The sequence below is a fragment of the Mesorhizobium sp. WSM3224 genome (genome assembly GCF_000427725.1).
Lineage (GTDB): Bacteria > Pseudomonadota > Alphaproteobacteria > Rhizobiales > Rhizobiaceae > Mesorhizobium.
This window is the reverse complement of sequence record NZ_ATYO01000006.1, coordinates 46,364-71,490: the sequence shown is the minus strand read 5'-3', so window position 1 is coordinate 71,490 and position 25,127 is coordinate 46,364. Positions and strand designations below refer to the sequence as shown.

The following is a 25,127-nucleotide window of genomic DNA, read 5'->3' as shown; positions in this document are numbered from 1 at the left end:
GCCTCTGTACCGGCCTTCGGGCCAGTTTGGGTCGCGCCGCACTGGGCGCAGGGAGGATATCATGAAGAAATTCGCAGCCGCCATTCTGGCGGGTGTCGCCATGTCGCTGACGCTGGCGTCGGTCGCCGAGGCGAAGGACAAGGTGATCGGCGTCTCGTGGTCGAATTTCCAGGAAGAGCGCTGGAAGACCGACGAAGCAGCGATGAAGGCCGCCATCGAAGCCGCCGGCGACAAGTATATCTCGGCCGACGCGCAGTCCAATCCGGGCAAGCAGCTGACCGACGTCGAAAGCCTGATCTCGCAAGGCGCGAACGCGCTGATCATCCTGGCGCAGGACGCCTCGGCCATCGGCCCGGCAGTGCAGAAGGCGCTCGACGAAGGCATCCCGGTCGTCGGCTACGACCGCCTGATCGAGAACAAGGACGTGTTCTACCTGACCTTCGACAACAAGGAAGTCGGCCGCATGCAGGCCCGCGGAGTGTTCAAGGCCAAGCCGGAAGGCAACTACGTCTTCATCAAGGGCTCGGGCGCCGATCCGAATGCCGACTTCCTGTTCTCGGGCTCGATGGAAGTGCTCAAGGAGGCGATCGACAGCGGCAAGATCAAGAATGTCGGCGAGGCCTATACCGACGGCTGGCTGCCCGCCAACGCGCAGAAGAACATGGAGCAGTTCCTGACCGCCAACGACAACAAGGTCGATGCGGTCGTGGCGGCCAATGACGGCACAGCCGGCGGCGTCGTCGCGGCGCTGACGGCGCAAGGTCTTGCCGGCACCGTTCCGGTCTCCGGCCAGGATGGCGACCATGCGGCGCTCAACCGCATCGCGCTCGGCACGCAGACCGTGTCGGTGTGGAAGGACGCGCGCGAGCTCGGCAAGAACGCCGCCGAGATCGCCTCGCAGTTGGCCGAAGGCAAGAAGATGGGTGACATCGCCGGCGCCAAGGATTTCACGACACCCGGCGGTAACACCGTCAAGTCGCTGTTCCTGACGCCGATCGCGATCACCAAGGACAATCTCAACGTCGTCATCGACGCCGGCTGGATCAAGAAGGACGAAGTCTGCGCGGGCGTTGCCGCCGGCAGCGTCGCGGTCTGCAACTGATCTCGAAGACGTCAGACAATGAAGCGCCGCGGCTGTCAGGCCGCGGCGTTTTTTCAAGAAGATTTGTGTTTCCGCCCCGGGCGGCTAACTTCTAGGCTGCATTCCGGCATCCGCGTCAGACGGCAGCCCGGCGGGAGGATTTCATGACCGACACGACCTCAAATGCACCGGCCGACACCGCGCGCGCGTCGGAGCTTGGCGCTGTCGCCCGGTTCCTGAAGGCAACCGAGCTCGACACCCGCATGCTCGGCATGATCGGCGCGCTGCTGGTCATCTGGATCGGCATTCACATCCTGTCGGGCGGACTTTTCCTGACGCCGCGCAATCTCTGGAACCTGTCGGTGCAGACTTCCTCGGTCGCGATCATGGCGACCGGCATGGTGCTGGTCATTGTCATGCGTAACATCGACCTTTCGGTTGGTTCCGTCGAAGGTGTGATCGGCATGATCATGGGCGTGGCGCAAGCCGAATTCCTCATTCGCGTCATCGGCTTCCAGCTTGGAAATCCCTGGCTCTGGATCATTGCGCTGGCCGCCGGCGTGGTGCTCGGTCTCCTGATCGGTGCATTCCAGGGCTTCATCATCGCCTACCTCGACGTGCCGGCCTTCATCGTGACATTGGGCGGCCTGCTGGTCTGGCGCGGCATGGCATGGCTCATCACCAACGGGCGCACGGTCGCGCCGCTCGACGCTACATTCCAGCTGATGGGGGGCGGACCGAGGGGCTCGATCGGCGCGACCGCCAGCTGGATCATCGGCGTAGTTGCTTGCGCGGCTGTCGCTTTCGCGCTGCTCAATGGTCGATCGCAGCGCAAACGGTTCAACTTTCCGCTGCGTCCCGTCTGGGCGGAAACCTTTCTCGGCGTCGTTGCCTGCGCTGCCATCCTTTGCGCGGTGTGGATCGCCAATTCCTATCCGTGGCCAATCGGCATCGTGCGCCAATACGCACAGCAGAACGGCATCGCCATTCCCGAAAATGGACTGTTCATCGCCCACGGCATTGCCATACCGGTGCTGATGGCAGTCGCAGTCGGCATCGTCATGACGTTCATCACCAAGCGCACCCGTTTCGGCCGCTACGTCTTTGCCATCGGCGGCAATCCGGAGGCTGCCAATCTTGCCGGCATCAACACGCGCTGGGTGACTACGAAGGTGTTCATGATCATGGGTGTGCTGGCCGCGATCAGCGCGGCGATCTCGTCGGCCCGCCTTAACGCGTCGACCAATGCGCTGGGCACCCTGGACGAGCTTTTGGTGATTGCCGCCGCCGTTATCGGCGGCACCTCGCTTGCCGGCGGCTCCGGAACGGTGCTCGGCGCCATGCTCGGCGCGCTGCTGATGCAGTCGTTGCAGTCCGGCATGGTGCTGCTCGGCATCGACTCACCGCTGCAGAGCATCGTCGTCGGCGCCGTGCTCGTCGTCGCGGTCTGGCTCGATACCGTCTACCGCAAGCGGGTCTAGGGAAGGAGAACCATCATGGCTGACAACACCGCTCCCGCACCTGTTCCTGCCGGCGCTCCGCTGGTCGATATGCGCAACGTTTCGATCGCCTTCGGCGGCATCCGGGCCGTCGACGACGCGTCGGTCGATCTTTTTCCCGGAGAAGTGATGGCGCTGCTCGGCCACAACGGCGCCGGCAAGTCGACGCTGATCAAGATCCTGTCCGGCGCCTACAAGCGCGACAGCGGACAGATATTCATCAACGGGGAGGAGGCTTCGATCTCCAATCCGCGCGATGCCAAGAAATACGGCGTCGAGACGATCTACCAGACGCTGGCGCTGGCCGACAATGTCGATGCCGCGGCCAATCTCTTCCTCGGCCGCGAGCTGATGACGGGCTGGGGCACGCTCGACGACGTCGCCATGGAGGCCGAGGCGCGCAAGGTGATGGGCCGGCTCAATCCGCGCTTCCAGCGCTTCAAGGAGCCGGTCATCAAGCTGTCGGGCGGACAGCGGCAGTCGGTGGCGATCGCCCGCGCCATCCTGTTCAACGCCCGCATCCTGATCATGGACGAGCCGACGGCGGCGCTCGGTCCGCAGGAGACGGCCCAGGTCGGCGAACTGGTCAAGCAGCTCAAGGCCGACGGCATCGGCATCTTCCTGATCAGCCACGACATCCATGACGTGTTCGAGCTTGCCGACCGGGTCTGCGTGATGAAGAACGGCCAAGTGGTCGGTACGGCGCGCACGACCGATGTCACCCAGGACGAGGTGCTCGGCATGATCATCTTGGGCAAGTGCCCACCGGGCGCCATTCCGGGTCCCGGAGCGCTGAAAATCGCGGCCTAAAGCGCGTCGCGCTGAAACGGATTCAGGCGACGCGCTTTAGGTCATTGTCTTGATGCATGTCGTTGTCCCAGAACCGCTGCACACTTCAGGGCGACATGCATTAAGGCCGTAATTTAGCTGGCTAATTCATGATTGGCTAATTTGACGGCCGGCGCGAGATTTGGCGTTGCCATTGTCTTGGAACGCAGACTTGCCCATAAAGGCGGTCAACCATCCATGGGCCGCACCCTGCGTTGAAGAAGCTCTTTCCGATCGTCGCATTCATTGCCGTCGCGCTGATCAGCCTGACGATGGCGGGGTTCGCCTATTTCGCGACCCAGGAGGCGGCACGCATTAAGTTCGAAGGCACCGCCGACGATGCGCTCAGCCGCATCGAAAGCCGCATCGACCTGCATCTGTCGCTGCTGCGCTCGACGCAGGCCCTGTTCGATGCGCGCAATGGCGACATCAAGCGCGGCGAATTCAATGCCTTCTTCACCGCGCTGAACATCGACGAGAACTTCGCCGGCCTGCGCGGCATCGGCTTTCTCAGACTCGCCAAGACCGGCGACGAGCCTGCGGTCGAGCGCGACATCCTGCACGACTACGGTTCGACGCATCCGATCTACCCGGCCACCACGCAGCAAGAGTGGCGCACGCCCATAGTGCTTTTCGAGCCGCTCGATAAATCCAGTCAGTCGGCCATCGGTTTTGATATGTTCAGCGACCCCGCGCGGCGGCTGGCGATCGAGAAGGCCATGGCCGACGACCAGCAGCATGCCAGCGGCCTTATCCAACTCGGCCAGGCCACCGGCGCGGCGCAGACCTTCCCCGGATTCCTGGTGTTCGTGCGGCTGAACGTGGAGACGGCCCCGGATGTCATCAATGCCAGCCGTTCCTCGACCGCCGGCTTTCTCTACGCCGCCTTCCGCGCGCGCGATCTGTTCCAGGTGGCGCTCAGCAAGGCTCCGCTGCTGCCGGTCAATGTCGAGGTCTATGACGGCAAGCCGGAGGCCGGCAAACTGCTTTTCCGTTCGGAAGCGCCGCCGGCGGAGCGTATCGGCGCGAAGCTTTTGGCGCGTCGCGATATTGTCGTCGCGGGCCGGCCCTGGACCATGCTGTTCAGGCCGACAAGCGCCTTCGAGCTACCGTCCTCTCGCGCCATTCCAGTGATGCTCGGGCTGTTCGGCCTGCTGCTTGCCGGGGCTATCGCCTTGGTGGCGCGCTATCAGGAGCGTGCCTATGACGCGAAATCGGCGCTGCACGAGGCGACGGAAAAGAGCCTGCTGGAAAAGGACCTGATCCTGCAGGAAATGAAGCACCGCATCAAGAATTCGATCACCCGCGTGCTGGCGATCGCGCGGCAGACGGCCTCGCAAGCCACCGACGTCAAGGAGTTTTCGGCATCGTTTTCGGCACGCCTCCAAGCCATGGCCGCATCGCAGGACATGCTGACGCGCTCGCGCTGGCAGAAGGCGGATCTCGGTGACCTCCTGCGCATCGAGCTCGGGCAGGTGTTCGGCAAGGACCTCCCCGACGGCGTGCTGTCCGGGCCGCAAGTGCTGCTCGACGAGACGACGACGCAGGCCCTCGGGCTGACCTTCCACGAACTCGCCACCAATGCGCTGAAATATGGCGAAGCCGGCAACTCAGTCGGCGCCCTCAAGGTCGATTGGAGCGTCAACGGGCGCGGCCACGAGCGGGAACTGGTCCTGAACTGGCGCGAAGCGGGTCAGAAGAACCTGGAAGCGCCGGAAAAGACCGGCTTCGGCACCAAGCTGATAGATCTCAACGTCACACGCGAGTTGCGCGGCACGATCGCGCGCAACTACCACGCAGACGGATTAACGGTGGAAATCAAAATCCCGCTGACCGCGTGAGCGGCCGAAATGTCCCCTGGTGGCGGGCGAACCAGCGGTTTGAACCGGAGGCCGGCAGCCGGCCTCCGGTTCTTTTCCGCTATTAGTTGCAGCGAGCCGTATAGATCCGGCCGCGATGATCGCGATACTGGCAGTAGCCGTTGCGCAGGTTGCGGACCAGCAAGCCCGACCCGGCGCCAACAGCCGCGCCGATCAGCGCACCCTTGCCGCCACCGACCAAGCCGCCCACACCGGCGCCGATCAGGCCGCCGCCGACGACGTCCTGCTCGGTCGTGGTGCAGCCGCTGACAGCAACCACGGCAACCATGGCAATGATCATCTTCCGCATAGAATTGCTCCTCACTTTTGTCCTCACTTTTGGCAGCGCCAGCCGCCATTTAGCATGAAAAAGCGGGCTTTGCCTGCCCGATCTCACTGTTGTTTAAGATAGTCTTTTTTCGGGGCGTTCGCCGTTCGACGCGGCAAGCATGCCCGAAACCTCCAAGGATGCGACCAGAGGGCCGTCGGGCCGCACGTTCCAAGCGATCCGGTGTTGGAGCTGAAGCGCGTCGAAATGGATTCGTGCGGCGCGCTTCAAGTCTCGTTTTGATGTCGTTCTTCTGTGCACTTTGGGCAAAAGCCGCATGCAGGGGATCAGAACAATTGCCAGGCCGCGGCCAGGGCAACGGCGGCGAGAAGCGCGATCGCGCCGAGGCGTAGTGCAAGATCGGATGATCGCGGCGCCGGCGGCGGCTCGGCATCCTGGAAGCCGCTCATCGAGACGCGGGCGGCCTGCTCCAGCCTGTTCATGTCGGCAGCCATCATTTCAATCTCCCAGGTCGCGCGGCGGGCGCGGATGGGTTTCCGGCGCATCCGTTGGCCGGGAGCATAGGATCGGACTTTATGGTGAACAGCCGGTTAAGCCTTCGCCCGGCAAAGCGCCGCCAAACGGCTGCGCAATCAATCCGTCTCGAAATTTCCGTGCGGGACGGTGAGGCGGTATTCCATCCGATTCTTGCCGATTTCAAGCGTCGCGGAGCCATTCAGCGACATCGGCACCACGCGCTCCAGCGCGACGCTGCCGAAGCGCTTCTCATTGCGCGGCGCGTCGCCGACCGCCTCCGTCCAGGTCAGCAAAAGGTTGGGCGAGGTTCCGTCTTCAGCCTCGAGCCTGGCGCGCACCTCGACGTGGCCGTCCGGCCGCGACAGCGCGCCGTAGCTCACGGAGTTCACGGCCAATTCGTGCATCGCCAAGCCGATGTGCAGGGCGGCGTTGGGATTGAGATAAGGATTTTCGCCCGCGAACCGCAGGCTTTGCGCCAGATCGCTGCTGTAGCGGCCGACCTGGCCGGATATGAGTTCCTGCAGTGCCGCTCCTCGCCAGTTGGAGGATGTGACCAGGTCCTGCGAGGAAGCGAGCGACTGCAGCCGGCCGCGAAACCGCGCCAGGAACTCACCAAGCGTCTCTGAATAGCGCCCGGTCTGGGTGGCGATGCTCTGGATGATGGCCAGGAGATTCTTCGATCGATGGCTGACTTCGCGCAGCAATGTCTTCAGCGTCTGCTCACGGCGTTTCTGCTCCGTCGTCTCCACCATGGTGGTGACGACGCCGAGAACTTCGTTGCCGTCGCCGCGGTCGGCGTCGATCCAAAGCTGGAACCAGCGGACGCCCTGGCTTCCCGGAATGCCGAGCTCAAACTGGTCCGCCTTACCGGATTCGATGACCTTGAGTTTGGCGGCTCTTATGCGTTCGGCCTGCGCCGGCGAAAGCAAATCCTTACCATCGGCGGTCTCGGACGCCCATGGCGCGCTCATGTTGCGCGCCCAGACCGTCTTCATCTGCCGATCCTGGTAGAGAACCGAAATTCCCGCATTGTGCAGGGCATGGAGCAATGCGCGCCCCAGCTGCATCCCGCTTTCGGCTGGATGGATCGCGATCACTTCGCCGTCCTGTTTTTCAACCCTGTCCTTCGTGGGATCCTCGGAAGACATTGGAACATCCCGCGCTCGGTCCTTGAACGGCTCAATCCGCAACTGGTTCCGCACGGCATCGAGGCCCAGAAATTGCGGGCTCTCCAAAAACGGTCCGCCGGACGGTGCTCTTTCGAGGCGCCGTCCGGCGGTGGCTGGAAACCGTTTGAGGGGTGCGGCTTCCAGTGTTGCGGTCAGGCTCTCCTGATGAGGCCTGCGATGAGCGAGATCACCAGGAAGGCGAGGAAGATGAAGAACAGGATCTGCGCAATGCCTGCCGATGTACCGGCGATGCCGCCGAACCCAAGCGCGCCGGCGATAATCGCAACTACGAGGAACACGAGCGCCCAGTACAGCATGATGCGTCTCCTTCTTATGTCGGGAAAAGAACGTGGCTCGGTGTCGTTTGTTCCACCATTTGCTGAAAAAGACGATCCCCTTGAAAGGGCTTTTCAGGCCGCAAACAGACAAGCGTCACACGGGGCGCGATGGCTTCGCATGACGCCCAAGGTCTGGGCTGCGGAAGGGATCAGGCGGCGGCTTTGGCCTGCCGGTCGAAGAACAGGGCCTGGCTGATCAACGCCTTGACCATGTCGGGATTGAAGGGCTTGGTGACCAGGAAGGCCGGCTCGGGGCGCTCGCCGGTCAGCAGACGCTCGGGGAAGGCAGTGATGAAAATCACCGGCACCGGCGTCGAGGACAAAATCTCGTTGACGGCTTCGATGCCCGAGCTGCCGTCGGCGAGCTGGATGTCGGCCAGAACCATTTTCGGCCGTGTCTTGCCGAACATGGCCACCGCTTCGGCATGCGTGCGCGCCGTGCCGACGACGCGGTGGCCGAGACTTTCGACCATCTCCTCGATGTCCATGGCAATCAGCGGCTCATCCTCGATGATCAGCACGTCGGTCGCGACCTGCCGGGAAATCTCGTTGCTTGCCTGGGCAAGCAGCTGCGAGAACTCATCCTCATCGACATCGAGAATTTCCGCCGCCTCGTCCTCGCTGAAGCCCTCGACGGCAACGAGAAGGAAAGCCTGCCTCGGCAGGGGCGCGATCGCGTTCAGATTGGCCGCGGCCCGCTGTTCCCAGGCGGTCTGCGCCTGTTCTTGCGGCACGCGGATGGCCACGGACGTGAACAGCCTGGCGAAAACCTTGTACAGCGCGATACGGTCATTGGAGGCTTCAGGGAAGATATCGGTATCGGCTATGATGGCTTCCAGCATCGCGGCGACCAGCGCGTCACCGCTCTCCTGCGATCCCGATACAGCGCGCGAGAAGCGGCGCAGGAACGGAAGATGCGGAGCGATGGTTGCGGACAAACTCATTGTTTACGTCTCCCTCAGATGACGTCTGACACTTAAGGCCACACTGATTGCCCAGCCCCAAAAAATCAAACGCCGGCTTTCAGAAAAAGTTCCGCAGGCTCTGGAACTAAATTAGCACGCCGGCGTTTGGGGTCTCGGGATGGGCAACCAGACGAGGGTTCCGCTTGCGTTGGGGTTTGCAGTCGAAGAGCGGTTTCGGGTGCTGGAAACTAGGGCTAGTATGAAAGAAATGTCAAAGAAACGGATGGCTGATGCCGCAAGCAGGCATCGGAACGGGGATGGCAACCCGCTTGGAGCAAACTCCGAAATCGCCCGCAAGCTCAAGCAATATTATGACGAGTTGGTCTCGGACCGTGTGCCGGACCGCTTCGCTCAGTTGCTCAGCCAGCTGGAACAAACCGAACCTGCCCAGAAAAAGGACTGAGCATGGCGGCGGTATCCCAAAGCTTCAAGACCGAGCTGCTCGGTGCGATCCCGAGCCTGCGTGCTTTCGCCGTGTCGCTGACGCAGAATGCCGATCGGGCCGACGACCTCGTCCAGGAGACGCTGGTGAAGGCGTGGGACAAGCATGAGAGTTTCCAGCCGGGTACCAACCTCAAGGCCTGGCTATTCACCATACTGCGCAACGAATTCTATTCGCAGATGCGCAAGCGCGGCCGCGAAGTGCAAGACAGCGACGGCATCATGACAGCCAGGCTCGCCGTTCACCCGGCCCAGCACGGCCAGCTCGACCTCAAGGATTTCCGCGGCGCGCTCGAGCAACTGCCCGAGGACCAGCGCGAAGCCATCATCCTGATCGGCGCTTCCGGCTTTTCCTACGAGGAAGCCGCCGAAATCTGCGGCTGCGCGGTCGGTACGATCAAGAGCCGTGTCAGCCGGGCGCGCACAAGGCTGCAGGAGATCCTCAAGATTTCCGGGGAGGACGAATTCGGGCCCGACGCGATCTCGGCGCAGGTGACAGGTTCCAACGCGGCGTAAGCCGGACCATCACCCATGGTGCTTGCTGGGGCGATTGCCGTCAGGCTGGGGCGACCCGGCCGCATGCCGCCGCGATGGCCACGATCAGATCTTCACCAGAGTATGGCTTGGTCAACAGCCGAATGTCCGGGAACGAGCTCCTTAATTCGTCCGGATCCGAATAGCCGGAGGCGAATACGAACGGCACACCCTCGTTGCGCAACCCCGCGGCGAAATCTAGGGTCGAGACCGCGCCGAGCATCAGATCGACAATAGCTGCGTCGAAGCGGGAAGGCAGCGCCTGCTCGTCGATCTCCGCCAGCTCGCGCGCGATCGTCACATCCGCGGCGCCGTGGTCTCGGCAAAGCTGCTCGAGATCCATCGCGATCAGGAGCTCGTCTTCCAGGACGAGGATACGGAGTCCGTCAAGCAATGCTGGCACTTATGGGTGTCTCCTCGGCAGGGCCGCACTCATGCGCGGAATCCGCCGCTATGTCATTTAAAAAAGACATGGGCGTGACGCCCGGCGGAACCCGTACCGGTCTCAAGCGTTCCTATGCGCCCATCAGGGCAGGGATTTCGAAGAGGGGTCGAAATGTCCAGCCAAAGCGCACATTCCGTTGCCAGTCGTCAATACTCTTGCGAAAAGTGCCCACTGCGGCCATTGCCCGCCTTTCGCGAATTCGACAAGCAGGAATTGTCATTTATAAGCACCTTCAAGCGTGGTGAATTAGCGGTCGACAAGGGAGCGACCGTCTTGGTCGAAGGCAGCCACAGCGCGCATCTCTACACGGTACTTTCGGGCTGGGCGTTTCGCTACAAACTCCTGCCCGACGGCCGCAGACAAATCCTCAATTATTCGATGCCCGGCGACCTCATCGGCTTGCAAGGCAGCCTGATGGGCGAGATGCAGCATTCCGTCGAAGCCCTGTCGTCGATGCTGCTTTGCGTTTTCGAACGCGAACAGTTGCAGGAACTCTATCGCAACCATCCCGGCCTTGCCTACGACATAACCTGGATCGCTTCGCGCGAAGAACGCATGCTGGACGAGAATCTGCTCAGCATCGGCCGCCGCACCGCGCTCGAACGTGCCGCCTATCTCATCGCCTTCATCGCCAGCCGGGCTCGCGGCGCCGGCGTCAACGGCAAGGCACCGGTGCAGATCCCGATCACGCAACAGCACATCGCCGACACGCTTGGCCTCTCGCTTGTCCATACCAACAAGACGATCCGCAAGCTGATGGACCGCAAACTGGTCATGTGGCGGGACGGCGGCTGCGAGGTTATCGATTATGACGGACTGAAGAGGCTCGCCCGCTGGGAGGGCATGGGCGAAGAACGCAGGCCGCTGATCTAGGTGTGTCGATATTCAGGTGAGGCCGGTCTGCAAGTGGCGTCCTCCTGCGCTTCCAGCCTTCGCCGGCCGAAGCATTCATCAGTAGTGTGGCAGTGAAATTAAGGCTATGGCCGGCGTAGGCCGGTGCTCACGTACTTTAGGTACGCTCCGCTCCGGTTCTCGGAAGCCACCATTTTCGACTCGGCCTGACCTGAATCTCAACGCACCTAGCTTTGAACCGTGGGACTGGAACCTTGGCCCCGGACGCACGTTGAAACCGAAGCAAACCCAAGGAGTTAGAGAATGGCAACCGCTGCCGGCAAATCCGCGACGAACGAAGCAACCACCGCCGACCTCGAGGCCGATATCGAGCAGCTGAAAGCCGATATCCAGAAACTCTCCGAGCAACTCGCCAAGACGGGTCAACACGGCTATGGAGCGGCTCGCCGCGCGGCCGCGGATGGCGTCGAACAATTGCGTACGCAGGGCGAAGCTGCATTCGAGAGCATGCGGGGAAGCGCGGAGGATATAGAAGCGCAACTGATCGCCAAGGTACGCGAGAAGCCGGTGACGTCGTTGGCGATCGCCGCGGGTGTCGGCTTCCTTTTCGCCCTTCTTTCCCGCCGTTAGCCGCAGATGGGGGCGCTTGTCTCGTTGATCTCGGCCTTTGCCTCGGGCGAGGCCATGGCGGCTCTGCAAAGAGCGCGGATGACGGCAATCCTTTACGGGCTTGCCGCCATTTTTGCACTGTGCGGCGTCGGCTTCCTCATCGGCGCAGCCTATATCTGGCTGGCGGCGCGCTACGGGCCGCTGACGACCAGTCTCGGCTTCGGCATCGGGTTCCTGGTGGTTGCCGGGCTCATTCTTGTCGTTCACAAGCTGACGGCCAGGATGCGCAGCAGGCGGCGGGCCAGACGGCGCCAGGCCGACATGACGGCGGTGGGCATCGCCGCAGCGCTTGCCCTGCTTCCGGCGCTTGCCAAGAGCAAGGGCGGGTTGGGAGCCGTTGTCGCACCCGCCCTGGCGGTCGTCGCCTACGCAATCTATCGGGAGAACGCCAAACCCACGCCACCCAAGCCGGACCCGGAAGAGATGTCTTAGGCTGAATTTTTCGGGATCGCTGATCCCCTCCACCGGTTCGGAACCTTCCGGAACAGAGCCCGTTACCCGCCTGAGGCGCCCGCCGCAGCGCGATATGGAGGCCGATGGTGACCAAGATCGTACCAGAAGACAAAGCGCGCCAAGGACATTGGGGCTGGCATGCCCTCAGAATCCTCGTCGCCGGGCTGCTGCTCGCCTTCATTGCGTGGGGGGCAGTCGAGATCTATGGAGAGCTGATCAAGTCGCCGGCGACGCAGCAGACGGTGCCGGAAGCGCCGCCCGCGGCTCAGAAATCCGACCAGGGCGGCTGACTTCATCATGCCGCTTGCGCCTGGGCATTCCTTGCCGGAACGAGCACCTTTAGCGCACCAGGGTGAATTTCAATCGTCGTTTCGCGCTCGAGCCTGATCAATTCGCCATCCAGGACAGCGCTGAACTTCCTGGTCGGCGAGTGGATTTTCAGCACAGCCTTGCCAGCCTGATGAACTTCGACATGCGCGCTCTGGCGCAGCCTGCCGCGCAGCATGTCCAGCAGCAGCTTGGCGAGGTGGTGACGCCGGCGCGCGACGCTGACATAGATGCCGAGCACGCCGCCGGCCGGGTTGTCTGCATAGGGCAGATGGCCTTCGCCGAACAGATTGTTGGAGATGCCGATGCCGGACGTGCGGGTGACGATCTCGGCCTTGCCGACAGTCAGGCTCACCTTGAGCGCTGGCGGGTTCTTGATCGTTGCCCACGCGGCGCGAATGGAAGCCCGCATTTTTCCAAGACGCGAACCGAAATCCATGGCCTCGCGAAGCTGAACCATCTTGGCATGCATGCCGACCGAGAACTGATGCACGAAAGGCCGGCCGTTGGCGCTCGCCATATCGACGGCGATCACCTCGCCATCGGCGAAAGACTTCAACGCAGCCTCCAGGGTTTGCGGAATGCCGAGGCCGCGCGCGAAGAGGTTCATCGTACCGGCCGGCAGAATGGCCAGGGCTTTTTTCTTGTTCATGAGAAGAGAGGCGGCCGTGGAAATCGTACCGTCGCCGCCGCCGGCGAGGATGACGTCGACGCGCCGCTTCGCAATGGCTTTTTCCAACGCCGCAGCGATGTCACGACCAGCGACGATTTCGATCTGAACGGAATGTCCGGCAGCTTCGAGTATCTGGCGCAGCTGATCGGAAAAAGCCTGGATATCAATGGTGCGCAGAGTGCCGCCGTCCTGGTTCAGCACTGCAGCAAACCGCATGCACGCTCCGTGTCGTTTTCAGCACCTAGGGCTGAATGACGCCTCAGCCCGAGGCCGAAACGAAAGTGCCGGCGCAAAAGTTCCCCGGGAGTCGGGAATCAGAACGCCGGGGCCGGCGGGCGTTTGGGAACAACGTCAACGGTCACAACGTTGTGAAGCTGTCGACAATGCCGCTTCCGACCGGCCGATCCGAGGCCTGGGCGGCAGGCGTCATGCACGAAATCAGGCACGAGGAGAGACCGTCATGATCCGCACTCTTTTTGCGACAACAGCGCTTGCAACGCTGCTTGCAACCGGCGCTTTTGCGCAGACGACAACGCCCGCCCCGGCGCAGGCCCCCGCAGCCGAAAACCCGGCCCCGGTCATGCGGGCCGATGGCGCGCTGATGACCAACATTATCGGCGAGTCCGTCTATAACGGCACCGGCGACGATGCCCAGGACATCGGCAAGGTCGACGATATCGTCTTCGATTCCGCCGGCAAGGCGAAGTCCGCCATTATTGGGGTCGGAGGCTTTCTTGGCGTCGGCACGAAAGACGTCGCCTTCGACTACAGCAAGCTGGAGTGGGCCGAGAAGAACGGCGACCGCTGGCTGGTGGCCAAGACCAGCAAGGATGAGCTGAACGCTTCGCCGGCGTTCGATCGCAAGCCTTACGATCCGCCGCCCGCGCAGTCGACCGACGCTACACAGCCCGCCGGCAACACGACTGCAACTCAGGCCCCGACGGCCGCGCCGGCCGAACCCGTGAAGAAGGCGGAGGGCAACCTCGCCACCAACATCATGGGCGAGTCGGTCTATAACGGCACCGCGGACGACGCCCAGAAGATCGGTGACGTGAAGGACATCGTGCTTGCCAAGGATGGCAAGGCGGACTCGCTGGTGATCGGCGTGGGTGGTTTCCTGGGCATCGGCACGAAGAACGTCACTTTCGACTTCGCTAAGGCCAAGTGGGCGGAGAAGAGCGGCGACCGCTGGCTGGTGGCCGAGACGACGAAGGAGGAACTGCAGGCGCAGCCGGACTTCAACCGCAAGGCCTATGATCCGGCGCCCGGGTCGACGGCGGCCGCGAACAATGCGCCGGTCAAGACCACGCCTGCGGTGGCCTCTTCGGACACGACCTCCGACAAGGGCGCCAAGCCGGCTCAGCCAGCCCAATCGACGGCTGAGAACAAGCCCGCGACGCCGCCCGCTTCGAGCACGGCTGAGAACAAGCCTGCTGACAACGGCGCCGCCACCGCCGACCAGACCAAGACCGCGTCCATCGACAAGTCGACGCTGACCGAAATGCCGATGGGCAACATCCGCGGCGACGATCTCAAGGGCACGACGGTTTATGGCGCGAACGACGCCGAAATCGGCTCGATCGGCGACGTCGTGCTGACGCCTGACAACAAGCCCGACGCGGTGATCGTCGATGTCGGCGGCTTCCTCGGCGTTGGCGCCAAGGAAGTGGCACTCGGCATGGACAAGCTCAAATTCATGACCGACAAGAACGGCAAGAAATATCTCTACACCAACTTCACCAAGGAACAGCTGCAGGCGCAGACGGCCTATGACAAGGGCAGTTATGCCGCCAACCGTGACCAGCAGAGGATGGTGCTGAAGTAAGGCAGTAGGGATTAGGCAGTAGGCGGAAGAAGAGTTGGCAAATCACCCGGCTGCCGGGATGTTCTACTGCCTACTGCCTACTGCCTACTGCCTACTGCCTACTGCCTACTGCCTACTGCCTACTGCCTTGGCAACGTGGCCGACCACGCCATCATCCGTCAGTTCCGCCAGCGCCAGCGACTGGTCCAGATGAGCGGCGCGCCAGGCGAGCATCCTCTCGGCGAGTTCCAGCCGCACCGGCAGATAGGCCGGATCGTCAGCCACATTGTTCAACTCGCCCGGATCTTTCGACAGGTCGAAGAGAAGCGGCGGCAGGCCGCCGCCGAAATGCACGTATTTGAAGTCCGCCGTGCGGATGACGGCGAGGTTGCAGGCGCGCGATCCGATGCCGAAATGGCGCTCGGCTTCGCCATCGGCGATTGAGCGGAAATCGAATTCCCAATGCGCTTCGTCGCGCCAGGTTTCTGGCTGTTTGCCGTCGATCCACGGTGCCAGCGACTTGCCGTCGAGATGCGGCTCCGGCGCGGCGCCGATCAGGTCGAGCACGGTCGGAAAGATGTCGACGGCCTCGGTGAAGCGGTCGACGGATGCGCCGGTGGCGGCGCTTCGGCGCGGATCGCGGATGATCAGCGGAATATGGTAGCTGGCGTCGAAGAAGCCGCCTTTGCCGAGCATGAAATGGTCGCCCATCATCTCGGCATGGTCTGAGGTGAGCACGATGACGGTGTCGTCCCAGGCGCCGGCTGATTTGATCGCTTGCCAGATGCGGCCGAGTTGCGCATCGACCTCGGAGATCATGCCATAATAGATCGCTCGGATGCGGCGGAAGTTCTCCTCGCTCCAATCCGGCACCTTGCCCTCGATGCCGGGGATGAATTTTCTCCTCTTCTGCCTGGCGAGATCGTAGGCGAGGTAGGGGTGGCTCCCGGCTTCGGCCTGCCGGCTTGCCGCCCGCTTGAAAGCGGGACCTTCGGCCGGGTCGTACATGGAGTTGTAGGGTTCAGGCACGATGAAGGGCGGGTGCGGGCTGATGAAGGAGATGTGCGCGAACCATGGCGCTCTTTTCTCCTGCTCGCCAAGCCAGCGGATGAATTCGCCGGCCAAGAACGCGGCCGGCGTCTGGTCTTTTGAATAGACCGGCGGCCCGTTGGTCGGGTCGCGAATGGCCTGCCCGCCCGCAGGACGATGAATATCCGGGCTGCCGGCGCTAGTATCGATACCTTGCGCTCGCAGCCATGACAGCCATTGCTTCTGATGCTCGGGCAAGGACTGCCGCACGGCGAAGCCGGGCAGCACGCCTTCATAGCTGCGCAGCCGCGGATCCCCGGCCGCAAGCTGGCGCGGATCGAGCGAGACATCGGTGTAGCCGAACAGGGTCGGGTCGTAGCCCGCCGCGCGCGCCGAAAGCGCGATGTTGCCATGGCGAGCATCGAGCGGCGTGCCGTTGCGGCAGACGCGATTGTTCATCTGGTAGAGCCCGGTGTAAAGGCAGGCGCGAGCCGGCGAGCAAGGCGCAGCCCCGCCATAGTGGCGCCGGAAGAGCACGCCTTCGGCGGCGAGCGCATCCACATTCGGCGTCTTTACCACCGGATGGCCGGCCGCCGACAGGCAATCGCCACGCCACTGGTCGCAGGTGATGAGGAGAACATTCGTGCGGCTCGTTGCATTGTCCAAGATAGTCTTCCTTAAGGAAGTGCCAGATGGAACGGAAAATCACCGGCGTTGCAAGCCAATGCCTGTGACGGAATGGTGAACGTATTTAGAGGCATCGTTCACTTTTATGATACAGTCCATTCTGTGTTTGCCGGCTTTGCCACTGACCGGGCTATCCTCATATTGGCCTGGACAGCGGCGAGGGCCGCACCAAGAATAGGGAAGGAGCAGCATCATGCTCAATCAGATCAAGGGCCTGCATCACGTGACCTCGATGGCCAGCGATGCGCGCCGCAACAATGAGTTCTTCACGAAAAAACTCGGCCTGCGCCGGGTCAAGAAGACGGTCAATTTCGACGCACCAGACGTCTACCATCTCTACTATGCCGACGAGGTCGGCACGCCGGGCTCGGTGATGACCTATTTCCCGTTTCCCGATATCGCCCGGGGCCGGCATGGCGTCGGCGAAGTCGGCACCACGGTCTTCTCGGTGCCGGAAGGCACGCTCGCCTATTGGGAAAAGCGCTTCACTGACGAGGGCGTGGGCAATGTTGCCCGCGGCGAAAGTTTTGGCGAGCAGCGGCTCACCTTCACCGGTCCCGACGGCGACAGCTTTGCGCTCGTCGAGGACAGGGCCGACAGCAGGGCGCCCTGGGTCAAGGGCGGGGTTCCCGCCGACGAGGCGATCCGCGGCTTTCACTCGGTTTCGCTGCGCCTGAAGGACAGCGGCGCCACCGAGGAGCTCTTGAAGTTCATGGGTTATGAGGAAGTCGACAAATCCGGCAATATCCGCCGGCTTGCGATCAAGGACGGCAACGGCGCCGATGTCGTCGACATCGAATCGCTACCGGGCGCCGGCTTTGCCAATCTCGGTGCCGGCTCGGTGCATCACGTCGCCTTCGCGGTCGAGGACCGCGCCAAGCAGCTCGAGGTGCGCAAGGCGCTGGTCGACACGGGTTATGGCGTGACGCCGGTCATCGATCGCGACTACTTCTGGGCGATCTATTTCCGGACGCCGGGCGGCGTGCTGTTCGAGGTGTCGACCAACGAGCCGGGCTTCGACCACGACGAGGACACCGCGCATCTCGGCGAGGCGCTGAAGCTGCCGACGCAGCATCAGCATCTGAGGCCCTATCTCGAACAGCACCTGCAGAAGCTGGAAGACTAAGACCATGAGCAAGGATGCATACGTCCACAAGGTGCTGCCCGGTTCGCCGGGCAGTCCGTTGCTCTTCGTGTTCCACGGCACCGGCGCGGACGAGAACCAGCTTCTTGGTTTCGGCCGCGAGCTTCTCCCTTCGGCGACGATCATCTCGCCGCGTGGCGATGTGTCGGAGCAAGGTGCTGCCCGTTTCTTCCGCCGCACCGGCGAGGGCGTCTACGACATGGACGACCTGGCGCGCGCGACATCGAAGATGGCGGGCTTCGTCAAGGCGCATGTCGAGGCGGCAAAACCGCCGGCGGTGTTCGGCCTCGGCTACTCCAACGGCGCCAACATCCTGGCGTCGGTGGTGTTCGCCGAGCCCGGCCTGTTCGATGCCGCGGCGCTGATGCATCCGCTGATCCCGTTCGAGCCTCAGGTGCAGGGAAATCTTGCCGGCCGCCACATCCTGATCACGGCCGGCAGGCGCGATCCGATCTGCCCGCCCAACCTGACGTCGCGGCTCGAGGCCTATTTGCGCGCCGACGGTGCCGATGTCACAGTGGAATGGCACGACGGCGGGCATGAGGTTCGGCCAAACGAAATCGAGGCGGCGCAGCGGCTCTTTGCTTCGGCGCCCGCTGCCGAAGGAGGCAAGAACAATGGCTGACCAGTTGCCCGAGATCGAACTGGAGGACCGCGGCTCCAAGGGGCGCTACGTGCTGCGCGGACCCGGCGGCGCCGAGGCCGAGATGACCTTCACCAAGATCGGCGAGCATCAGCTGATCATCGATCACACCGAGGTGCCGGATGTCTTTCGCGGCCAAGGCGCCGGGCTTCGGCTCGTCACCCGCGCGGTCGAGGATGCGCGTGCCGCCGGCAAGAAGATCATCCCGCTCTGCCCCTTCGCCAACGCCCAGTTCCGTCGCCATCCGGAATGGGCGGATGTGCTGAAGCAGTAGCACCGCTTCCCTTCTCCCCCTGTGGGAGAAGGTGTCGCCGAAGGCGACGGATGAAGGGTGTTCCAGGGAACGCCAACGCCTCACTCCGCGGGAACACCCCTCATCCGTCTCGGCGCTGGCGCGCCGATCCACCTTCTCCCACAAGAGAGAAGGAAAAGCGCCGGCCTGGCATTTGCGCCGCCCGGCCATCTTGCCTAAGTTGACGGTTCGCTCGGACGAAACTTGTCGTCCCGCCCGTCACCGATTTGAATGGCTCCCCCGATGACCGATACCGATTTGATCCCCGTTTTCGACGGACATAACGACACGCTGCTTCGGCTCTACCAGTCAAAGGGAGCGGACGTCGAAAAGCTGTTCATCGAGGGAACGCCGGGCGGCCATATCGACCTGCCGCGCGCCACGAAGGGCGGCTTTGCCGGCGGCATGTTCGCGATCTTTCCGCCGCCGGTCGAAAAGAGCAAACGCAGCGCGGTGCCGCCGGCGCCAAGCGACAATGAGCCCCTGCCGCCAGAATTGCCGCAGGCCGAGGCGATCACCTCGACCATCGGCATGGCCTCGATCCTGTTCCGCTTAGAGCGCGCCGGCGCGCTGACCGTCTGCCGCAGCGCCGGCGATGTGCGCGACGCGATGGCGAAGGGCTCGATCGCCGCGGTGTTCCATATCGAAGGCGTCGAGGCGATCGATCCCGAGCTTGCCATGCTCGACGTGCTGCACGCTGCCGGCCTGCGTTCGCTGGGCATCGTCTGGAGCCGCCCGAATGCATTCGGCAGCGGCGTGCCGTTCCGCTTTCCCTCGTCGCCGGACACCGGTCCCGGCCTCACCGATGCCGGCAAAGCGCTGGTCAAGGCCTGCAACAAGCTGAGGATCATGATCGACCTCTCGCATCTCAACGAGAAGGGTTTTCGCGACGTGGCCGATCTTAGCGATGCGCCGCTGGTCGCCACCCATTCCAACGTGCATGCGATCTGCGGTCATTCGCGCAATTTGACCGACTGGCAGCTTGGCGCGATCCGCGAGACCGGCGGCATGGTGGGACTGAATTTCGCCACAGGCTTCCTGCGCGAGGACGGCCGCATGAACGCCGACACCAGTATCGATATCATGGTGCGCCACATCGACTCGCTGTTGCAGGCGCTGGGCGAAGACGGGGTCGGGCTAGGTTCGGATTTCGACGGCGCCATGATCCCGGCCCCTATCGGCGACGTCGCCGGCCTGCCCAAGCTCATCGACGCGCTCGCCGCGCGCGGTTTCGGCCGCGCGCTGATTGAGAAGATCGCTTATCGGAACTGGCTGAGCGTGCTGGAACGCACTATCGGCTGAGACCCTATCGATATTCAGGTGATGCCGGCCTGCAAACAGCGGCTCTCTGCGCTTCCGGTGCTCAGGTACTTTAAGTACGCTCCGCTCCGGTTCTCGAGAGCCACTGTTTTCGACTCGGCCTGACCTGAATCTCGACAGGGTCTTGGCGGGACCTGTCAGCCGTAACCCATCCGCCGCAGCCATTCCTTGCCGACGCCGCGGTCGCGGATGATCGGCAGGGGATTTTCCGCATCCAGTCGCGCGCAGATTCGGTAGACCTCCAGCGTCTCGGCGTTCATCTCGCCGCGCTTGTAGAAATACATCGCCGCGGCATAGCGGGTGCGGCCGGACCACATCTCGCCGAGCGGGGTGTTGACCAGCGCCCACTGCTCGGCGGCTTCCGCCTCGGCTTCCAGGTTCCCGGCACCGCTTGCCATGGTCAAAAGTCCGCCGGCGGGTTGGCGGTGCGGCGGTCGAGCTTGACGAACGGCCGCGGCACGACTTTCGCCCGCTTCATCAGCTTCTGGTACTGCAACTCGCGCATGGCGTAAATCTCGACCCAAAGATCGTCGGCGATCGTGTCGCCATAGGGCCGCTGCAGCGAGGCAAGCGCGATGTTGCGCTTGGCCATGGGCGACCACATCGCCGCGCTCACCAGCCCGACCTCCTGATTCCGGCGGTAGTAGACGATGGCGTGCTCGGCGGGAATGTTGCCTTCGATCTCCAGCCCGACCAGCATATGGCGGAGCCTTTTCTTCGCTCGGGCTTCGAGGATGGCGCGGCGGCCGTTGAAGTGTCCTTTTTCCGGATCGATCATGAAGCCGAGGCCGATCTCGTCGGGCATGCGCAGGCGGTCGGTGCGGATGGCATGCTCGGAGGTGGTGAAGTCGGCATTGGCGACGATCAGCCCGGCTTCCAGGCGGGCGCGGTTCAGCGCCGTGTAGCCGATGGCGCGGATGCCGCGCGGCTCGCCCGCCGCCATCAGCCGGTCCCACAGGCTCAGCGCCTTGTCGGCCGGCGCGAACAGCTCGTAGCCGAGATCGCCGGTGAAGCCGGTGCGCGAGATGGTGACCGAAGTGCCGTCATGCGGGAACTCGGCGAGGTCGAACACCTTCAGCCGCTCGATGCCTGCAAAGCCCGCGTCGCGCAGGATGGCGAAGGAGGTCGGGCCTTGCAGCGCCAGCCCTGCGACGGCTTCGGTTTCTTCCTCGACGCCCACGTCATACTGAAAAGCGCTGTCGAGCAGCCACGGCAGATGCCGCTCCTGCGAGCACAGCCGGAAGCGTGTCGGCGAGAGACGAAACAGCGTGCCGTCGTCGAGCACGAAGCCGTCGTCGGCGCACCAGGCAGTGTAGTGGACGCGGCCGGGCTTGAGCCTGGTCACGTCGCGCAAGGTGACGCGGTCGAGATAGGCTTCGGCGTCCGGACCTTCGATCCGGTATTTGGTCATCGGCGAGATGTCGAACAGCGCCGCCTGGCTGCGGATGGCGAAATATTCGAGCTCCTCGTCCCACAGCGAATGCGGGGCGCGATAGCCGGCCCAGCTGTACCAGTCCTGCTTGAACCCCAGCGCGTCGATGCGCGGCTGGAACGGCGTGCCGAGCCGCAGCGTGCGGAAGTGGGATTGCGCGAGAGTGCGGGCGTGGCTTGGCGGCTTGATGGTGGGATGATGGTTCATGACGGCGTTCCTTCGCGCCCCCCTCTGTCCTGCCCGTCCTTCACAGCAGCTGCGCTGCAGCTTCGGAGGGTGGACCGGACATCTCCCCCACAAGGGGGGAGATTGGCTGTCGCCGAGGGTTTCGCCAATCTTCGACATTGCAGGAAGCGAGCCGGGCGTGGGTACAGCCGATCTCCCCCCAAGTGGGGGAGATGCCCGGCAGGGCAGAGGGGGGCGCCGTAGAGCGCTGCGTTTGTGAATAGCGAATTCATCCTCATGCCTTCATCGCGATGATGCGGCGCGCGGCGTTGAGGCCGGGCGCGCCGGAGATGCCGCCGCCCGGATGCGAGCCGGCGCCGGCGAGAAACAGTCCTTCGAGAGGTGTGTCATAGCCCGACCAGCCGGAGACCGGCCGCGACATCAGCATCTGGTCGGCCTGCAACTCGCCATGGTGCCACTGGCCGCCGGGCATGCGGTAGCGTATCTCGATATCGGCCGGCGTCAGAAGCTCGGCGTGGCGCACCGTCGCGCCGATGCCCGGCGCGTAGATTTCAAGCTGCGCCATGATCGCCTTGAGGAATTGCGGCTTGCCGGCGCTCCAGCCTTCTTTCAGCGCATAGGGCGCGTATTGCACTACCGCGGAGAGCACGCAGGCGCCGGACGGTGCGAGCGAGGCATCGACCAGGCTGGGCAGCGTGATCTCCATCACCGGCTCGGGCGAGAACTCGCCATATTTCGACGGGTTGAAGGCGCGCTCGACATGGTCGGGCGAAGGCGCAATGACGAGGCGGCCCGTGTGGCCGGCGGCGTCGACGCCCGCGAATTGCGGCGGCCGGTCGAGCGCCAGATGCAGTTTCGCCGCATCGCCCTTCATGCGGATGTTCTTGACCTTGCGGACGAAGCCAGTGTCGACCTCGCGCGGACCGACCAGATCGAGGATCGTCGTTGCAGGATTGATCGCGGAGACGACGGTTTTTGCCCGCAACATTTCGCCGCTTTGCGTGACGACGCCGACGGCGCGGCCTTTCTCGACGATGACCTTGGCGACCGGCGATGCCTGGCGAATAGAAACGCCGGCCTTTTCCGCTGCCGCGCGGATGGCGGCGACGATGGTGCCCATGCCGCCTTTCGGCTGCATCTGCGCACCGGCGAGGCCGCCGATCTCGCCGGCCAGGCGGTAGTAGAGGCCGAGCAGCGAAGTCGGCGAGCGCGGGCCGAGATGCGAGCCGAGCGTCGCGTCGAAAGCGAGCAGGCCCTTCAGCCGGTCGTCGGAGAGCTGCTCGTCGAGCAGGTCATAGACGTTCATCAGAAGCACACGCAGGAAGTCGCGCATGTCTTCCCTGCCGAGCTTCTTCAGCGCCAGCGCGGTCTGGCCGAGCCCGGTCATTTCGGCGAGCGACATGCCGGCAAGGTCGGGCGGCCGGCGCGACAGGAACGGTTTCAGGATGCCGGCGTAGCGCAACAGCTGCGCGCGCAACTCCTTCCAGGCGGATTGTTCCGAAGGGCTGGCGCCGGCCAGCACCTCGCCATAGGCGCCGTGCAGCACCAGCGGACCGTCCTTCGACAGCGCCACCGAGGGCACGAAATCGCCACGCTCGACCTTAAGCCCGTGGTGCTCCAGCTCCAGCGTCTTCGTCACATCGGGATGCAGGCGGTTGAGCAGATGCGCGACCGTGGAAACGCGAAAACCGGGCGCGAATTCCTCGGTGCGCGCGGCGCCGCCGACCTCGTTGCCGGCCTCGAGCAGCACCACCTTGCGGCCGGATTTGGCCAGCGTGGCGGCGGCGACGAGGCCGTTATGGCCGCCGCCAATGACGATGGCGTCCCAGTTCAAATCAGATGACGTCATGGGCCGGGCTCATATGCAGGGTTGGCTTGGCGAGGTCACGCAGGATCTCGGCGGCGGCGTTGCGTCCGGGGGCGCCCATGACGCCACCGCCCGGATGGGTGGAGGAGCCGCACATATAGAGCCCACTGAGCGGCGAGCGGTATTGCGCGTAGCCTGGCACCGGGCGGTTGAAGAGCAGCTGGTCGAAGGTGAGCTCGCCCTGGAAAATGTTGCCTTCGGTGAGGCCGACCTCGGCCTCGATCTCGCGCGGCGTGCGCACTTCCATGTGCAGGATGCGGTCGCGGAAGCCGGGTGAATATGCGGCGATCTGGGCAATCACGCTTTCGGCGAAGCCGTCGCGGTCGGCATCGGTCCAGTCGCGGCCGTCGATCTTGGGCGGCGCGTATTGCACGAAGCAGCTCATGAAATGCTTGCCCGGCGGCGCCATGGTCGGGTCGAGCGTGGTCGGGATCATCATGTCGAGGAAGGGATCGGCCGACCAGCGCCCGGCCTTCCAATCGTCATAGGCGCGCTCCATGCGCTCGATGGAATCGGTGAAATGCATGTCGGCGCGGTAGACCGGCGAATCCTTCGGCAGGGCCGGGAACTCGGGCAGCGAATCCAGCGCGATGTTGACCTTGCCGGAGGAGCCGCGGATCTTGAAGTTCCGGACACGGCGCAGGAAGATGTCGGGCAGTTCCTTCTCCTCGACCAGCTTGAGGAAGGTGCGCTTGACGTCGGCGTTGGAGATGACGAGCTTGCCGCGGATCTCCTCGCCGCCGGCAAGCACGACGCCCTTGGCCTTGCCGTTCCTGACCAGCACATGGTCGACCTCGGTGCCGGTGCGGATGGTGCCGCCGGAGGCCTTGAAGGAGGCGGCCAGCGCCTTGGTGACGGCGCCCATGCCGCCGCGCGCATAGCCCCAGGCGCCGACCGAGCCATCGACCTCGCCCATATAGTGGTGGAGGAGCACATAGGCCGTGCCGGGCGACATCGGTCCGAGCGCGGTGCCGATGATGCCGGAAAGCGCGAAGTTGGCCTTGATGACGTCGGTCTCGAAATATTCGTCGAGGAAGTCCGAAATCGACATCGTCCAGAAGCGCAAGGTCAGCGCCATCTCCTCGGCCGAGAGCCCGGCGAACTTCTTGCCGAGATAGATGAGTTCGCCGAGGTCGCGCGGCCTGAAGCTGGTCGGGTCGGGCGCGGTGCGCATCAGCAGCGGCTGGATGAAGCGGCACTGTCTGGTGACGTCGCGCGAATAGCGGTCATAGGCCTCGGCGTCGCGTTTGGAAAAGCGAGCGAATTCGCGTCGATGCGCGTCGTGGTCGCGGTAGTTTGCAAGGTAGTCGCCGTCGCGCGTGAACACCGCGCCGCCCTCATAGGAGATCACCTGCAGGCCGAAGCGTGGCAGCTCCAGGTCGCGCATGATCTCGGGCCGGAAGAGCGAGCAGACATAGGAGCAGTTGGAATAAAGGAAGCCCGGCGTCAGCTCGCGGCTGGTGGCGGCGCCGCCGACCCAGTCGTTCTTCTCGACCACCAGCACATCCAGACCGGCGCGCTGCAGGTAGCAGGCGTTGACCAGCCCGTTATGGCCACCACCGATGACGATCGCGTCCCATGCCTTCATACGCGCTGAACCTCCATTCGGGCTGCCTATCTTCTTGTTTTCATGCAATTCCGGACGGAAAATCGCTTCACACTTTCCTGGAATTGCTCGATGCGTTTTGTTCCCCGATTGCCCGAATTTGGCATGGATCACAGTTTTTTGTCCAGCCATATTGAATGAATGTTCAACAAATGGTGTTGCGTTTTCCCGTTGATGCG

27 protein-coding genes are annotated in these 25,127 nt (G+C 63.5%); 15 read left to right on the top strand and 12 right to left on the bottom strand.

Annotation, left to right across the window (positions count from 1 at the left end):
- Positions 1-61: 61 nt before the first annotated feature.
- The 4 genes from xylF to YU3_RS0112595 all read left to right on the top strand — a co-directional run bounded on the left by xylF (position 62) and on the right by YU3_RS0112595 (position 5,249).
- Positions 62-1,102 (top strand): D-xylose ABC transporter substrate-binding protein, encoded by a 1,041-nt coding sequence (xylF, locus tag YU3_RS0112610; protein WP_027166593.1) that lies wholly within the window; start codon positions 62-64, stop codon positions 1,100-1,102.
- A 143-nt stretch (positions 1,103-1,245) separates the two neighbouring features.
- Positions 1,246-2,562, top strand: coding sequence for a sugar ABC transporter permease (locus tag YU3_RS0112605; RefSeq protein WP_027166592.1), 1,317 nt, complete (start codon positions 1,246-1,248; stop codon positions 2,560-2,562).
- 15 nt (positions 2,563-2,577) lie between these two features.
- Positions 2,578-3,390, top strand: a complete 813-nt coding sequence (locus YU3_RS0112600; RefSeq protein WP_027166591.1) for an ATP-binding cassette domain-containing protein — start codon at positions 2,578-2,580, stop codon at positions 3,388-3,390.
- A gap of 233 nt (positions 3,391-3,623) precedes the next feature.
- The gene (locus YU3_RS0112595; protein WP_027166590.1) at positions 3,624-5,249 is read left to right on the top strand and encodes a CHASE domain-containing protein; all 1,626 of its coding nucleotides are present in this window, start codon (positions 3,624-3,626) and stop codon (positions 5,247-5,249) included.
- Positions 5,250-5,331: 82 nt separating this feature from the next.
- Here YU3_RS0112595 and YU3_RS0112590 read toward each other — a convergent pair whose 3' ends face one another.
- From YU3_RS0112590 to YU3_RS0112570, 5 genes are all read right to left on the bottom strand, one after another.
- Positions 5,332-5,577 carry a YMGG-like glycine zipper-containing protein gene (locus tag YU3_RS0112590; protein ID WP_027166589.1) on the bottom strand — a complete coding sequence of 82 codons (246 nt, stop codon included), beginning with the start codon at positions 5,575-5,577 and terminating at the stop codon, positions 5,332-5,334.
- Positions 5,578-5,882: 305 nt separating this feature from the next.
- Positions 5,883-6,053, bottom strand: coding sequence for a hypothetical protein (locus tag YU3_RS41225; protein ID WP_198021660.1), 171 nt, complete (start codon positions 6,051-6,053; stop codon positions 5,883-5,885).
- 135 nt (positions 6,054-6,188) lie between these two features.
- Positions 6,189-7,220 (bottom strand): PAS domain-containing sensor histidine kinase, encoded by a 1,032-nt coding sequence (locus YU3_RS0112580; RefSeq protein WP_036258368.1) that lies wholly within the window; start codon positions 7,218-7,220, stop codon positions 6,189-6,191.
- Between the two features lie 173 nt (positions 7,221-7,393).
- Positions 7,394-7,558, bottom strand: coding sequence for a DUF1328 domain-containing protein (locus tag YU3_RS39240; protein WP_027166587.1), 165 nt, complete (start codon positions 7,556-7,558; stop codon positions 7,394-7,396).
- A gap of 170 nt (positions 7,559-7,728) precedes the next feature.
- On the bottom strand, positions 7,729-8,523 hold the full coding sequence (locus tag YU3_RS0112570) for a response regulator (protein WP_027166586.1): 795 nt from the start codon (positions 8,521-8,523) through the stop codon (positions 7,729-7,731).
- 220 nt (positions 8,524-8,743) lie between these two features.
- Here YU3_RS0112570 and YU3_RS0112565 point away from each other — a divergent pair, with 220 nt between their 5' ends.
- Complete coding sequence (locus YU3_RS0112565) at positions 8,744-8,947, top strand: NepR family anti-sigma factor (RefSeq protein WP_027166585.1); 204 nt, start codon at positions 8,744-8,746, stop codon at positions 8,945-8,947.
- Positions 8,948-8,949: 2 nt separating this feature from the next.
- A complete protein-coding gene (locus YU3_RS0112560) occupies positions 8,950-9,501 on the top strand; it encodes an RNA polymerase sigma factor (RefSeq protein WP_027166584.1) in 552 nt (183 codons plus the stop codon).
- A gap of 40 nt (positions 9,502-9,541) precedes the next feature.
- Here the strand turns inward: YU3_RS0112560 and YU3_RS0112555 are convergent, their stop codons facing one another.
- Positions 9,542-9,862 (bottom strand): histidine kinase, encoded by a 321-nt coding sequence (locus YU3_RS0112555; RefSeq protein ID WP_051333939.1) that lies wholly within the window; start codon positions 9,860-9,862, stop codon positions 9,542-9,544.
- Between the two features lie 213 nt (positions 9,863-10,075).
- Between YU3_RS0112555 and YU3_RS0112550 the strand changes: the two genes are divergently transcribed.
- The 4 genes from YU3_RS0112550 to YU3_RS36405 all read left to right on the top strand — a co-directional run bounded on the left by YU3_RS0112550 (position 10,076) and on the right by YU3_RS36405 (position 12,228).
- A complete protein-coding gene (locus tag YU3_RS0112550) occupies positions 10,076-10,837 on the top strand; it encodes a Crp/Fnr family transcriptional regulator (protein ID WP_027166582.1) in 762 nt (253 codons plus the stop codon).
- A gap of 282 nt (positions 10,838-11,119) precedes the next feature.
- Complete coding sequence (locus YU3_RS0112545) at positions 11,120-11,446, top strand: DUF883 C-terminal domain-containing protein (protein WP_027166581.1); 327 nt, start codon at positions 11,120-11,122, stop codon at positions 11,444-11,446.
- Between the two features lie 6 nt (positions 11,447-11,452).
- On the top strand, positions 11,453-11,917 hold the full coding sequence (locus YU3_RS0112540; protein WP_027166580.1) for a phage holin family protein: 465 nt from the start codon (positions 11,453-11,455) through the stop codon (positions 11,915-11,917).
- A gap of 107 nt (positions 11,918-12,024) precedes the next feature.
- Positions 12,025-12,228, top strand: coding sequence for a hypothetical protein (locus YU3_RS36405; RefSeq protein WP_036258418.1), 204 nt, complete (start codon positions 12,025-12,027; stop codon positions 12,226-12,228).
- A gap of 5 nt (positions 12,229-12,233) precedes the next feature.
- On the opposite strand, the gene YU3_RS0112530 is transcribed toward YU3_RS36405, so the two are convergent.
- On the bottom strand, positions 12,234-13,154 hold the full coding sequence (locus tag YU3_RS0112530) for a diacylglycerol kinase family protein (RefSeq protein WP_027166579.1): 921 nt from the start codon (positions 13,152-13,154) through the stop codon (positions 12,234-12,236).
- A 244-nt stretch (positions 13,155-13,398) separates the two neighbouring features.
- Between YU3_RS0112530 and YU3_RS0112525 the strand changes: the two genes are divergently transcribed.
- Positions 13,399-14,763, top strand: a complete 1,365-nt coding sequence (locus YU3_RS0112525) for a PRC-barrel domain-containing protein (protein WP_027166578.1) — start codon at positions 13,399-13,401, stop codon at positions 14,761-14,763.
- Positions 14,764-14,868: 105 nt separating this feature from the next.
- On the opposite strand, the gene YU3_RS0112520 is transcribed toward YU3_RS0112525, so the two are convergent.
- Positions 14,869-16,437 (bottom strand): alkaline phosphatase family protein, encoded by a 1,569-nt coding sequence (locus YU3_RS0112520; protein WP_036258363.1) that lies wholly within the window; start codon positions 16,435-16,437, stop codon positions 14,869-14,871.
- A gap of 214 nt (positions 16,438-16,651) precedes the next feature.
- On the opposite strand from YU3_RS0112520, the gene YU3_RS0112515 reads away from it, so the two are divergent.
- From YU3_RS0112515 to YU3_RS0112500, 4 genes are all read left to right on the top strand, one after another.
- The gene (locus YU3_RS0112515) at positions 16,652-17,584 is read left to right on the top strand and encodes a VOC family protein (protein ID WP_027166576.1); all 933 of its coding nucleotides are present in this window, start codon (positions 16,652-16,654) and stop codon (positions 17,582-17,584) included.
- A 4-nt stretch (positions 17,585-17,588) separates the two neighbouring features.
- Positions 17,589-18,227, top strand: a complete 639-nt coding sequence (locus YU3_RS0112510; protein WP_027166575.1) for an alpha/beta hydrolase — start codon at positions 17,589-17,591, stop codon at positions 18,225-18,227.
- Entirely contained in the window at positions 18,220-18,519 is a 300-nt protein-coding gene (locus YU3_RS0112505) for a GNAT family N-acetyltransferase (RefSeq protein ID WP_027166574.1), read from the top strand. Before YU3_RS0112510 ends, YU3_RS0112505 begins: the two co-directional genes overlap by 8 nt.
- A gap of 261 nt (positions 18,520-18,780) precedes the next feature.
- Positions 18,781-19,839: a dipeptidase gene (locus YU3_RS0112500; protein ID WP_027166573.1), complete on the top strand. Its 1,059-nt coding sequence runs from the start codon at positions 18,781-18,783 to the stop codon at positions 19,837-19,839.
- 155 nt (positions 19,840-19,994) lie between these two features.
- On the opposite strand, the gene YU3_RS0112495 is transcribed toward YU3_RS0112500, so the two are convergent.
- From YU3_RS0112495 to YU3_RS0112480, 4 genes are all read right to left on the bottom strand, one after another.
- Complete coding sequence (locus YU3_RS0112495; RefSeq protein WP_027166572.1) at positions 19,995-20,255, bottom strand: hypothetical protein; 261 nt, start codon at positions 20,253-20,255, stop codon at positions 19,995-19,997.
- 2 nt (positions 20,256-20,257) lie between these two features.
- Positions 20,258-21,496 carry an aminomethyltransferase family protein gene (locus tag YU3_RS0112490; protein WP_027166571.1) on the bottom strand — a complete coding sequence of 413 codons (1,239 nt, stop codon included), beginning with the start codon at positions 21,494-21,496 and terminating at the stop codon, positions 20,258-20,260.
- A gap of 253 nt (positions 21,497-21,749) precedes the next feature.
- Positions 21,750-23,324: an NAD(P)/FAD-dependent oxidoreductase gene (locus tag YU3_RS0112485; protein ID WP_027166570.1), complete on the bottom strand. Its 1,575-nt coding sequence runs from the start codon at positions 23,322-23,324 to the stop codon at positions 21,750-21,752.
- Positions 23,311-24,930, bottom strand: coding sequence for an NAD(P)/FAD-dependent oxidoreductase (locus YU3_RS0112480; RefSeq protein WP_027166569.1), 1,620 nt, complete (start codon positions 24,928-24,930; stop codon positions 23,311-23,313). Before YU3_RS0112480 ends, YU3_RS0112485 begins: the two co-directional genes overlap by 14 nt.
- Between the last annotated feature and the right edge of the window lie 197 nt (positions 24,931-25,127).